This is a genomic window from Acinetobacter sp. AG3 (assembly GCF_022343575.1).
In the GTDB taxonomy this organism is placed as follows: Bacteria; Pseudomonadota; Gammaproteobacteria; order Pseudomonadales; family Moraxellaceae; genus Acinetobacter; species Acinetobacter guillouiae.
On record NZ_JAKQZD010000001.1, the window covers coordinates 1,798,942 to 1,811,407 of the forward strand.

12 protein-coding genes are annotated in these 12,466 nt (G+C 39.4%); 9 read left to right on the forward strand and 3 right to left on the reverse strand.

The window, feature by feature from the left end; translation table 11 throughout:
- Positions 1-58: 58 nt before the first annotated feature.
- A complete protein-coding gene (locus L3V46_RS08280) occupies positions 59-439 on the reverse strand; it encodes a hypothetical protein (protein ID WP_004719430.1) in 381 nt (126 codons plus the stop codon).
- A 324-nt stretch (positions 440-763) separates the two neighbouring features.
- Here L3V46_RS08280 and L3V46_RS08285 point away from each other — a divergent pair, with 324 nt between their 5' ends.
- From L3V46_RS08285 to L3V46_RS08325, 9 genes are all read left to right on the forward strand, one after another.
- The gene (locus L3V46_RS08285; RefSeq protein WP_035371016.1) at positions 764-1,339 is read left to right on the forward strand and encodes a nitroreductase family protein; all 576 of its coding nucleotides are present in this window, start codon (positions 764-766) and stop codon (positions 1,337-1,339) included.
- Between the two features lie 74 nt (positions 1,340-1,413).
- Positions 1,414-2,487, forward strand: coding sequence for an NAD(P)H-dependent glycerol-3-phosphate dehydrogenase (locus L3V46_RS08290; protein WP_034616890.1), 1,074 nt, complete (start codon positions 1,414-1,416; stop codon positions 2,485-2,487).
- 91 nt (positions 2,488-2,578) lie between these two features.
- The gene (locus L3V46_RS08295; protein WP_239045415.1) at positions 2,579-3,034 is read left to right on the forward strand and encodes a phosphoglycerate mutase family protein; all 456 of its coding nucleotides are present in this window, start codon (positions 2,579-2,581) and stop codon (positions 3,032-3,034) included.
- 38 nt (positions 3,035-3,072) lie between these two features.
- Positions 3,073-4,215, forward strand: coding sequence for a type II secretion system protein GspL (gene gspL / locus L3V46_RS08300; protein ID WP_239045416.1), 1,143 nt, complete (start codon positions 3,073-3,075; stop codon positions 4,213-4,215).
- On the forward strand, positions 4,215-4,694 hold the full coding sequence (gene gspM, locus L3V46_RS08305) for a type II secretion system protein GspM (protein WP_239045417.1): 480 nt from the start codon (positions 4,215-4,217) through the stop codon (positions 4,692-4,694). Before gspL ends, gspM begins: the two co-directional genes overlap by 1 nt.
- A gap of 89 nt (positions 4,695-4,783) precedes the next feature.
- On the forward strand, positions 4,784-5,788 hold the full coding sequence (locus L3V46_RS08310; protein WP_004719442.1) for a quinone-dependent dihydroorotate dehydrogenase: 1,005 nt from the start codon (positions 4,784-4,786) through the stop codon (positions 5,786-5,788).
- A gap of 3 nt (positions 5,789-5,791) precedes the next feature.
- The gene (locus L3V46_RS08315; RefSeq protein ID WP_004719444.1) at positions 5,792-6,385 is read left to right on the forward strand and encodes a CvpA family protein; all 594 of its coding nucleotides are present in this window, start codon (positions 5,792-5,794) and stop codon (positions 6,383-6,385) included.
- 24 nt (positions 6,386-6,409) lie between these two features.
- Positions 6,410-7,954, forward strand: a complete 1,545-nt coding sequence (gene purF / locus L3V46_RS08320; RefSeq protein WP_004719445.1) for an amidophosphoribosyltransferase — start codon at positions 6,410-6,412, stop codon at positions 7,952-7,954.
- An 85-nt stretch (positions 7,955-8,039) separates the two neighbouring features.
- Positions 8,040-9,932: a M48 family metalloprotease gene (locus L3V46_RS08325; protein WP_239045418.1), complete on the forward strand. Its 1,893-nt coding sequence runs from the start codon at positions 8,040-8,042 to the stop codon at positions 9,930-9,932.
- A gap of 111 nt (positions 9,933-10,043) precedes the next feature.
- Here L3V46_RS08325 and bioB read toward each other — a convergent pair whose 3' ends face one another.
- The gene (bioB, locus tag L3V46_RS08330; RefSeq protein WP_004719449.1) at positions 10,044-11,033 is read right to left on the reverse strand and encodes a biotin synthase BioB; all 990 of its coding nucleotides are present in this window, start codon (positions 11,031-11,033) and stop codon (positions 10,044-10,046) included.
- A 290-nt stretch (positions 11,034-11,323) separates the two neighbouring features.
- Entirely contained in the window at positions 11,324-12,433 is a 1,110-nt protein-coding gene (gene queG, locus L3V46_RS08335; RefSeq protein ID WP_004822356.1) for a tRNA epoxyqueuosine(34) reductase QueG, read from the reverse strand.
- Positions 12,434-12,466: the final 33 nt, after the last annotated feature.

Below are 12,466 nucleotides of genomic sequence, written 5' to 3' on the forward strand. Positions count from 1 at the left end.
ACCCACTTATTTAAAGTGGGTTTTTTATTGGCTATTTTAGTTTAGACGGCTAAACGGATTAACTTGCTTTACAGCTAAAGGTCAATGTTGTTTGATAGTCAGTATCTTTTTCAATACCGTAGTTTTTACCCATTACTGAACCTAATACGCCTGCTGCTGCCGTGATCATTTTTCCAGTCTGTTCATCAACGACACCTTTTAAACTGCCATGGTATTCAGTTTTTTCATCCACTAATACCGGTGCACCTTTTTTACCGCAAGCCTTGTTTGCTGCAGTAATGGCATTATTTTTTGCGGTAATTTGGTCTTTACCTAAGCCAGTGACTTCATACTGGTTATCTGCTTTTTGAATCGCTAAAGTTTGTGTTGGATTTGATGCACATGCAGTGAAGAGTAACGCTGAACTAGCAAGTAAAGTGATCGTTGTTAATTTATTCATATTGATTCTCAAATTCCTGTACTAAAAATTAAAAAGATACTGCTTTTAAATTAGTTATAATTTGAGCATAGAATATGGGCTAAATATTGAGAAACATGTATAAATTTTGCAGTTTTTTTTAAGTTTATTGATGATTTGGCTTTATTTTCGAAGCCAAAGGGTATCGAAGGCATTTTTTGCGAGCAATCATGCTCATTGATAACCTAACAATAAGTTGTATGTAATATTGACAGATGCCAAGTAAATTTTGTCGGAGATAGCTTAATGATTTTAGATTATGCTAATCTTGAAACAAGTGAAATTAACCAGATAATAGATAGGTCAATGTCAGATTTAAACTTCAAAGCAGTACATGACAATATTCATCAACGTCAATCGATTGGTCATTTGGTTGAACCTGCACCTTCACACGCACAACTGAATATTGCATTTAAAGCCGCTTTAACAGCACCTGATCATCATCGTTTAAAACCCACACAATTTATTGTCGTGGATGTTGAGCAACGTGAAGCATTTGGTGCATTACTGGCACAATCTATTGCTGACTTAGGTGAATTAGATCCAGCCCAAGTTGAACGGGTAAAACTTCATCCTTTTAGAGCGCCTATTTTAGTGCTTGCTGTGACTAAATTTCAGGATCACCCTAAAGTGCCTTTTTTTGAACAAACGCTGAGTTCAGGGGCTGCAATTGAAAACTTTTTATTGTCGATGCAGGCACAAGGTTTCGCAACTATGTGGCGGAGTGGGGCTGTGGTCGAATCTAAATTATTAAAATCAGCACTGGGTTTAGCTGAACGAGATTTAATTTCAGGCATTATTTATGTTGGTACAGCGGCAAAAGCGATTGCCCCGCGTGCAGAGATTGAAACAACACAATATGTTCATTTTTGGCAAGCTTGAGTCAAAAAGTTGTTGATATTTTCAGGTCGAAAAATCATTGGGTTATTAGGATAAGCATTTTAGGATAACAATAAATGTCGGATTTACAATTTAAAGATTTAGTTGAACCTATTGTATTGGGTCAGAAAACAGCGTTGCGTGTGACTGTACTGGGTGGTGGTAGTTTCGGTACTGCAATGGCAAATACAGCAGTACGTAATGGTTGTGACACCATGATTTGGATTCGCGATGAAAATATCGCAGCTGAAATTAATGCGACTCATGTCAATAAACGCTATTTACCTGATTTTCAATTGGAGGCGGGTTTACGTGCTGAGTCAAATTTAGAAGATGCAGTGCGTGATCGCGATATTATTCTGGTGGCAATTCCAAGCCATTCTTTTCGTGATGTTCTACGTCAAATTAAACCCTTTATTAGTGCACAAGCCGTTGTTTCATTAACCAAAGGGATTGAAGCAAAAACCTTTAGCTTTATGAGTGACATCATTCGTGAAGAGCTTCCTGAAGTTCCTTATGGTGTTCTTTCAGGACCTAATTTAGCCAAAGAAATTGTTGCAGGACAACCAGCAGGTACCGTAATTGCCAGTGATAGTGAATTAGTACGTTATGCCGTACAACAAGCACTGCATAGTGCCTTGTTTCGAGTATTTGGCAGTGATGATGTACATGGTGTCGAATTGGGTGGGGCACTTAAAAATATTTATGCTGTTGCAATGGGAATGGCCGCTGCTTATAAAGTTGGGGAAAATACCAAGAGTATGATTTTAACCCGTGCCTTGGCTGAAATGAGTCGCTTTGCAGTTAAGTTGGGGGCAAATCCTTTAACGTTCTTAGGTTTGTCTGGTGTGGGTGATCTTTTCGCAACCTGTAACAGCCCGTTGAGCCGAAATTATCAAGTTGGTTTTGCCTTGGGTTCTGGAAAGACACTGGAACAAGCAACCTCTGAATTGGGACAAACCGCTGAAGGGATCAACACCATTGTACAAGTCAATGCACGTGCAAAGGAGTTGGATGTCTATATGCCAATTACCACTGCATTGTATGAAGTTATTTTTGAAGGTGCGCCACCACTGAATATTGCCGTTTCTTTGATGAAGAATGGGCATCGTAGTGATGTAGAGTTTGTGCTTCCGCATAACGAAGTTTAATCGTGTGTTGTTGGCACAATATTCAAAACTTTAGAGATGGATTTGTAACAAAGCCTCGTTATAATCAGTGCAGTATTAAAAAGGAAATCTTATGCAACTGACTTTGGTGCGTCATGGTGAAGCAGCTCCACCCGTCAATGGGGTGGACAGTAAACGGCCTTTAACACAACGTGGGCATTTACAAGCACAACAAACGGCTAATTTTTTAAAAGAAATCGTGCAGCCGGATGTATTTGTTGTCAGCACTTTATTAAGAGCACAAGAAACATTGGCGCACATACAGACGTACTTCCCGAATATATCTGTATTGGTCTGTGACAAAATAAAGCCAGATGATGATGCAAAATTAGCAATCGAATGGTTGTCACAATTGCCATTTGAACGTATTGTGGTGGTATGTCATATGAATGTTGTGGCACATATTGCAGAACAACTGACACATGAATATTTTAATCCTTTTGCCTTGGCAGAAGCTCGTATCTATGAGCAAACTGTGATTGCAAATGGTCTATCTACACAAGATAAAGCCTTTATTCCAACTGTATAAAAGCATTGTTAAAAGAACTTAACGGCAGAAAACGATAAATGTTGTACTTATGGATGCCTGAAGCCAATGGGGTTTGGCAGTGGTCTCGAGGAAGTGATTGGACTAAATCTTCGAGCCTAGAACAATTAATACAAGATATTAAACTTTACCAAGGTGAAGAAGCTGTGGTTTTCTTCCCAAGTCGTGAAGTGCAAATTCTTCAACAGAAATTCAGTAAAACTCAATATAAACAATTGGGTGTAGATGGTGTCAAATATTTATTAGAAGAATATGTGATTTTGCCGATTGATCAGATGAAAGTGTTTTCACACTTTCAACAACCCGATCAGGTTTCAATATTGGGGATTCATCAATATGCTGTCACCACAATGCAGCATTCCTTGTCATTGATTTCGTTAAAAATTGTCTCTTTATTACCTGACTTTTTGATGCTGCCTGTACCAGAAGTCGGACAGACGATTTTGGCCAATGTCAACGGACAGTTATTGGTTCGAGAAGGCGAGTTCCTTGGTAATTCGATTGATGATCTGAATGTATATTTGGATTTCGCTGATCGAGAGAAAAGCTATTTATATAGCGGATTGACAGATGAGCAAGCGGTCAGCTTATTTGCCATTGCGACAGCAGATCAGCGTGAGCCTTTTGATTATCAATTTAGTGAAATCAAAAAACCGAAACTACATCCTTATAATGTATTGCCAAAAGCCAAGCAAGCCAATCAAGGCGTTTCTCGTTATTGGCAAGCCTGTGCAGTTTTGGTGGTTGTTTTGATTATTGCGCAATTGAGTTACGATGCTTTGCGTTGGATTAAGCTGAAGAAAGTTGCAGATCAAACTGCTTTGATTGCAGTGGATCAGTACAAAAAATGGTTTCCAAATGAGCAGCGGATTACAGAAGAGTCTGTAGAACGTCAGTTTAAAAATAAATTGGCACTGAGTCAGAGTGCAAATACCCAAGCTTTACAATTACTCAGTCGTGTGGGGCCAATTTTAATGCAACATCAGATCATTGCCAGTCGTGTGAATTATGATACAGCTGTGTTAAATATGGATCTGGTGGCGAAAAATGCTGAAGGCTTGCAGACCTTGGTGACGCAACTGAATCAACAGGGCTTTAAAGCAGAATTAGGCAATGTTCAGACGCAAGGCGCATCTGTCGTTGGTTTGGTGAAGATACAATAATGAAAACAATGGAAAATGTGCAAAATCGACTGGATATATGGTCTGAGAAAATCGCAGAGAATTTAGAAAAAATATCTCCACGTGAACGTGTCATGGTTATTTTTACTACGATTTTTGTCATTGTGGCAATTGTGGGGGCGGCGTTGTGGTACACCCATAAAGCTGCCGAAAAACAACAAGCACGTTTAAATCAGATGAAAGATCTTGTGGTGTGGATGCAAAGTAATGTGGTGGCCATGAAGCCCGCAGATGATTTGGCATTAACCACTGCGGATAAAATTCAGCGTGTGGCTCAACAACAAGGACTTTCGGTTGCCTCGCAGCAAGTGGGTGAGCAATTTCAGATTATTGCACAACATCAAAACTATGCCGTTTTAGCTAACTTTTTAACCCAAATTGCTCAAATGGGTGTGAGTTTGGAAAAGATGGAGTTAGCCAAAGAAGGTGGGCAGATTAAATTAACAGCGACGGTACAGTAGTAGTGAAAATAAACACAGTTCAAGCATAGCCTTTTCAACATACTGTGCCTATAATATGGCAACTTAAAAAGCAGTAGACTTTTGTAGCTATGATGTATTCACTTGCTCGCCCTTTGTTGTTTTCTTTAGCACCAGAGCGTGCACATGAACTCACATTATCCATGCTTAAATCTGCCCATAAAATGGGGGCGATTCGTCAAACTGTTGCTGCCAAACCAGTCACTTGCATGGGAATTGAGTTTCCGAATCCAGTTGGTTTAGCAGCAGGACTGGATAAAAATGGCGCTTATATCGATGCCTTAGCGGGTTTAGGATTTGGTTTTATTGAAATTGGAACCATTACGCCTAAGCCACAAGAGGGCAATCCCAAGCCACGCCTTTTCCGTATTCCCCAAGCCAAAGCAATTATTAACCGTATGGGCTTTAATAATGATGGTGTGGATCAATTGGTTGAGAATGTTAAAGCCGCAAAATTTAAAGGCATTCTTGGTATCAATATTGGTAAAAATGCCACAACACCAGTTGAAGATGCAGTTTCTGATTATTTAGTTTGTCTTGAAAAAGTTTATAACTACGCATCTTATATTACTGTTAATATCTCATCTCCAAACACCAAGAATTTACGTTCTTTACAAAGTGGCCATGCGCTCACTGAACTTTTGGAAACACTCAAAAAACGTCAGTTAGAGTTGGCAGAAGAATTGCAGCACTATGTTCCGTTAGTGTTGAAAGTTGCACCAGATCTAGAAGCTTCAGATATCGAATTTATTGCATCACAATTGTTGCAGTTTAAAATTGATGGATTGATCGTGACCAATACAACATTATCCCGTGAGGGGGTTGAAGGTTTGCCATTTGGTGATGAAGCGGGTGGTTTATCAGGTGCGCCAGTATTTGAAAAGAGTACGGCATGTTTGGCGGCTTTTTCAAAAATTTTACAAGGTAAAATTCCTTTGATTGGTGTTGGTGGAATTTTATCTGGTGAACAAGCTGTTGCAAAACAACAAGCCGGTGCAAGCTTAGTCCAAATTTATAGTGGTATGATCTATACAGGTCCTACACTCATTAAAGACTGTGTTGACGCTATGATTTAAAATATGAATACCTTAGACATTATTATTCTGATTCTATTGCTCATTGGAGGGCTAAACGGTTTGCGACAAGGATTCGTGAAAGCCTTTGCGAACTTGATAGGATGGATTTTTGCACTGATTGTCGGTGCTAAATATGCCAATATCATCGCACCTTCAATGTCTGCACTCAGTCAGGATCCTGTGGTGCAGAAAATTGCTGCATTTGCTTTTATTGTCTTGGTGATTATTGTTTTAACATGGATTGTCACAGCCTTACTCAATCAGATTTTAAAAACTTTAAAACTCGGTCCGTTAAATCGTTTAGCTGGAAGTGCTTTAGGGACCTTGAAAGGTTTGTTCATCGTCCTCATTACTATGCAAGGTTTAGGGCCGTGGGTTGAAAGTTCTCCAACGTGGAAACAATCCAAATTCATTCAGACGCTGTTACCATTTGCACCTTTGGCATCTGAAATCTCTAAAGATGCTGCAAATGAAGCATTACATCATATACATTCAGAAGATCGTTCCGATGATACTTCTGTAACTAAGGCTGATCGATCATCGGATACTCAAAGCGATGAAAAATCAGCACATTCGACAAAGAATCCGTTTTATTAGTCCTAGCTGGTCTGCGAGGTAGTTATGTGTGGAGTCGTTGGTATAGCAGGTAAAGCACCTGTAAACCAAATGTTATTTGATGCGTTGACGATGTTACAACATCGTGGGCAAGATGCGGCTGGGATTGTGACTTGTCATAATGGACGTCTTTTTCTAAGAAAAGATAATGGTATGGTACGTGATGTATTTCATACTCGCCACATGCGCGCATTACTCGGTAACTATGGTATTGGTCACGTGCGTTATCCAACTGCTGGTTCTTCAAGTAGTGCAGAAGCGCAGCCTTTCTATGTAAACTCACCTTATGGGATTACATTGGCGCATAATGGTAACTTAACCAATGCGGCTGATATTCACGATGACTTATTCAAAACTGACTTACGTCATATGAATACGGACTCAGACTCAGAAGTATTGCTGAACGTTTTTGCTCATGAATTGCAAAAATGTGCATCATTAACGCCAATGCCTGAAGATATTTTTCATACAGTTAAACGTGTGCATGAGCGTTGTAAAGGTGCTTATGGCGTCGTTGCAATGATCACAGGGCATGGTATCGTAGGTTTTCGTGATCCGAATGGTATTCGTCCACTGATCTATGGTTCGCGTTTAACTGAAAATGGTGAAACAGAATATATTATCGCTTCTGAATCTGTTGCGATAACCGCGTTAGGTTTTAAAGTAGAACGTGATATTGAGCCTGGTGAAGCGATCTTTATCAATTCAAAAGGTGAGTTCTTTTCACAACAGTGTGCGGCAAATTCGCGTTACCGCCCATGTATTTTTGAATATGTCTATTTTGCGCGTCCAGATGCAACCATCGATGGTATTTCGGTATATAAAGCACGTTTGAAAATGGGTGAAACCCTTGCGAAGAAAATTCTTCGTGAATGGGGGGATATGCATGACATCGACGTGGTGATTCCAATTCCAGATACAAGTCGTACTTCTGCTTTAGAGCTGGCGAATATGTTGGGTGTGAAATTCCGTGAAGGTTTCATGAAAAACCGTTATATCGGTCGTACCTTTATCATGCCGGGTCAGCAACAACGTACCAAATCTGTTCGTCAAAAACTCAACCCTGTAGAGCTTGAGTTTAAAGGCAAGAACGTTTTGTTGGTTGATGATTCGATTGTACGTGGTACCACTTGTAATGAAATCATTCAAATGGCACGTGATGCGGGTGCGAAAAAAGTCTATTTTGCCTCTGCTGCACCGATGGTGAAATATCCAAATGTGTATGGTATTGATATGCCAGCAAAAGCAGAGTTGATTGCTTCACATCGTAGTGTTGAAGAAATTCAGGAGATTATTGGTGCTGATCGTTTAATCTTCCAAGACTTGGATGATTTAAAAGCGGCAGTAAGAACCAGTAAAGTACCTGTTATTCAGGATTTTGATTGTTCAGTATTTGACGGTGTTTATGTCACAGGTGATATTGATGAGCAATATTTAACTGATCTTGAGCAAAGTCGTAGTGATACTGCGAAAAAAGAAAAAGATGGTTATATTGATGTCAATATCGATGCAGCATCTGTGGATTTAAGCGGTATCAAAGAAGAAATGTAAGCAACTTTGATTTACATTGAGAAAAAGCGGGAAGTTCCCGCTTTTTTCATTTATAGTATTTTGCAATGTAATGAGGAATTTTACATTGAAAGATGTCAGTCATTATTTGATAAAAAACAAGAATATGTTGTGGTCTGCAAGTATTTGCTTACTTGCGGTCATTTTGACCATTTTTATTCTAAATACTGTTTTAGGATTGCTGGTTCACTATGTGGACCCAGATCAAGAGATCTGGTGGAATATTCTCAGCCCTTACTGTGTTGGTTTGATCATCGTCATCATTGGTTGGTCAATCGCATATGAATTTTATGTGTTCCGTACAGGTGGTCACTCACTTGCAAAGCAATTAAAAGCTCGTCGTTTAAGTCAAATTGAAAGCACTCCAGAAGAAAGTGTAGCATTAAAGCTTGCAGATAGATTTGCAGAGACTTTTGAGATTGATGCACCTACATTGTATGTATTGCCAGATGAAGTCGGAGTCAATGCTTTAACTGCTGGGTTTCATCCAAGAGATACGGTGATTATTCTGACCTGGGGTGCATTACAGAATCTGGATGAATTAGAGCTTTATGGTTTATTGGGGCATGAGTTCAATCAAATTCTATCCGGTGAAGCACGCGAAAATACCCGACTTAAAATTTTATATAGTGGTTTAATTACCTTTAGCCAGTTGGGAAGCAAAATCGCAAAGCAGGGCTTTAATCGTTATAACGCCAAGGGAAATCAGCATAAATTTGAAACCAGCTTTGTCGCAGTTGGCGGGGTGATTTGGCTGCTCGGCAGTATGGGGATTTTAATTAATCGTTTGATTAAATATTTTACTTTGGGTGGTCGTACTTTTTATAACGATTATAAAACTAAAAAATTATTGCTCAATAATGCCAATGTACAAACCTTATTACGTATCTATGTGCATCACGCAGGTTCTCAAATTCATAGTGAGTTTTCTGAAGCTATTGCGCATATGTGTTTTGCCAATTCCTTAAGTCCGCAAAGTTGGTTAAATATCCATCCAAGTATTGAAGACCGTATTTATGAGTTAAATCCGACACTGTTACAGGATCTACAGCTAGAAAATTTAAAAAAATTACGCAGTCAGCCTTTATTTAGTTTGTTGCGTCCTTTGGAAGAATCAACAGGGGATGTTTATAACCCGTGGGTATCTCCGCAGCCTTTACCTTTATTACGCTTATCACCTATTAGTTTTGCTTTAAACGATGCAATTAAACCTTTAAATCCAGAAGTACGCCGTCAAATTGAGCGTTCTGACTTGATTCAGCGCGCTATGCAAACGGCAACGGGTTCTCGTGAGGTGATGGTCGCCATCTTAATGATTCGACAGTATCGCGAGTTTATTCCGTCTGATGCGGAGGTAAGTCGTGCCATTATTGACTCACTTTTAAATTTAGATGGTCGGGTACATATTCAAATTTTCCATGATGCCTGTGAAAACCTTGGTAATATGCCTGCGACCAGTGCGCGTCAATTCGTCACCAAGCTAGCGAAAATTATTCAAGAAGATGGCGAGATTGGTTTGTTGGATGCATTGCTGATTGAGCGTGTAAAGGCTGAATTGCATTTGTTGCCAATGCATACACCGTCATCCTTGGAAACGGTTAAACCACAAATTGTGCGCTTGATCGATGCCTTGCTGCACGTACAGCAAATTAACAGTGCCAATCAGCTTGATGTGCGTTATGAGATTTTAGAACGGGTTTTGTCTAAGGATGAGTTAGAACTGTTTGAAGAAATCTCAGATGAACCTATTGATTTGGGTGAAATCTTAAATGATATTGCAGGGTTATTATTACGTGATCGCCTCAGTATTTTGGGTGTGGCTGAAATTTGTTTGTGGAATGATCGAATTATTACCCAAGATGAATTAGATGTACTGCAATTGCTGTATTGGCGACTTGGCTTTGCCACAGACGATATCGTAGATCAAATGCAGAAAAAGAACAGTGTGATGATTATTTAATAAGGGTAAAGTGAGTTGTAGATAAAGCCATCATAGCAATGATAATAAAAAGAATTAGAAGGGAAGTGCTCACACCACTTGATCTCAAGCGGTGTTAGAAATAACTTTGAATTAACTCGCCATCGCATCGACAGAAAGCTCAGCCACGGTTGGCTTGGCTTTTTCTGCTTTTAGACCTAGCTTATTAAACAATTGTTTGTCTTTACCTTCACCAGCATTCGGTGTGGTTAATAATTTTTCACCACTAAATAGCGAGTTTGCACCTGCCATAAAGGCTAAAGCTTGATCTGAGTCAGTGAGCGATTCACGGCCAGCAGAGAGACGGATATAACTGTGTGGCATGATAATACGCGCAACCGCAATCGTACGGATCCATTCTGTGACATCAAGTTTTTCAACATCTGCAAGTGGCGTACCTTCGATTGGAACGAGCATGTTGATTGGTACAGATTCAGGATGAACAGGCAGGGTTGCTAATTCATGTAATAAACCAATACGATCATTACGATTTTCACCCAATCCAACAATACCGCCACTACAGACTTTCATCCCCGCATTACGGACATGATCCAAGGTGTCTAAGCGATCATCAAAAGTACGGGTGCTGATGATATGTGAATAGTATTCACGAGATGTATCTAAGTTATGATTGTAATAATCTAGGCCTGCTGCATGTAAACGTTCAGCTTGTGATTGGTTGAGCATACCCAGTGTCATACAGGTTTCTAAACCTAATGCTTTAACTTCGCGCACCATTTCGAGGACATAAGGCATATCACGCTCATGTGGGTTTCGCCATGCTGCACCCATACAAAAACGTGAAGAACCTGATTCAATGGCTTCTTTTGCTTCACTGATCACTTTATCGACCGCAATACGTTTTTCAGCTTCTAATTTTGAATCATAGCGTGCAGATTGCGAACAATATTTGCAATCTTCAGGGCACTTACCAGTTTTAATTGAAAGTAAAGTACTGACTTGGATGGTATTGGCATCAAAGTGTTCACGATGAGTTTGCTGTGCTTTGAAAACTAAGTCTAAAAAAGGCTGTTCATATAAAGCTTGAATTTCTTCACGAGCCCAGTCATTACGTACTGTCATTAATTAAATCCATGATAATCATTATCTATCCCTGTATATAATACATAATTCATGCCAATTCCATAGGGCAAAAAAGTCCAAATACGATGGTATCTTACGATTAAAAAGATCAAGAGTATAGAAAACTAAAATTATAAATATAGTTGCAAAGTTAACCACATTCCTTGTGATTTACTCACAAAATTTTAACTTTAATTTTTATTAACTTCAGTGTATTGGTGATTAAAATATTCAAAAATTACGAACTTTGCAACGATCTGAAAATTATCACTCGGCACAATTTAAGGGCATCAATGGGCTGAAATTTGGTGTTGTTTAGCATTTTGCTCGGTAATAGCCCAATCAATATGGACTTGCACAACTTCATCATGTAAGGCTCTATTTTGGGTCAATGCTGCAATAATTTGGGCTGAATACGGTGCATTACCTAAGCCAATTGCAATATTGCGCATAAAGCTTTGAAAGCCTGTACGTCGGATGGGGCTACCCTCAGTACAATTGAGGAAGGTTTGTTCATCCCATTGCCATAAATCCAATAAGTTAATATCGTCTAGGCCATGACGTGGGTTAAAGTCTTCAATCGAAGCTTTTTTGGCAAAACTGTTCCAAGGACAAATTAGTTGACAGTCATCACAGCCAAAAACACGGTTACCAATACCACGTCTTAACTCTTCAGGAATGATTCCCTTATATTCGATGGTTAAATAGGCGATACATCTGCGCGCATCCAGCATATACGGCTCAACAATCGCTTGAGTTGGGCAAATATCGATACAGGCTGAGCATGAACCACAATGATGCGTTGCTGGTTCATCAAAGGGCAAATCAAGTGAAGTAAATAATTCACCTAAAACAAAAAAAGAACCCGATTTTTTATGAATCAATAAAGTATGTTTACCGGTCCATCCCATCCCCGCACTTTCTGCCAGTGATTTTTCAAACACCGGCGCTGAGTCCGCAAAGGGACGGGATTCAAACGGACCAACTTTTTCTTTAATAAGGGTTGCCAAGGTTTTTAGCCGACCACGCATGATTTTATGATAGTCACGTCCACGTGCATAACGGGCAATAATTGCTGAATTGGGCTCATCTGGTACATAACGCGGTTTTGGTGTTTCCACCAAATAATTCATTCGTACACAGATGATACTTTTTGTGCCTGGAACCAGTAGTGTTGGATCCGCTCTTTTTTCTAAATTTTCTTCTAAAAACTTCATATCACCATGGTATCCACGTTTTAAATATTCTTTAAATCGTGGTAATTCAGCTTGAGCATCAGGACGAGCAATGACACAATCAGCAAAGCCCAGTTGCAAAGCCTGTTGTTTGATCCAAGATTTTAGTTCTTGAAGATCAAGCTGTTGCAAGGGAATGGATTGCGAAGTTAAAGTTGCCGACATAATGAATCAATGCGCTATAAAATAGTGAGAAGA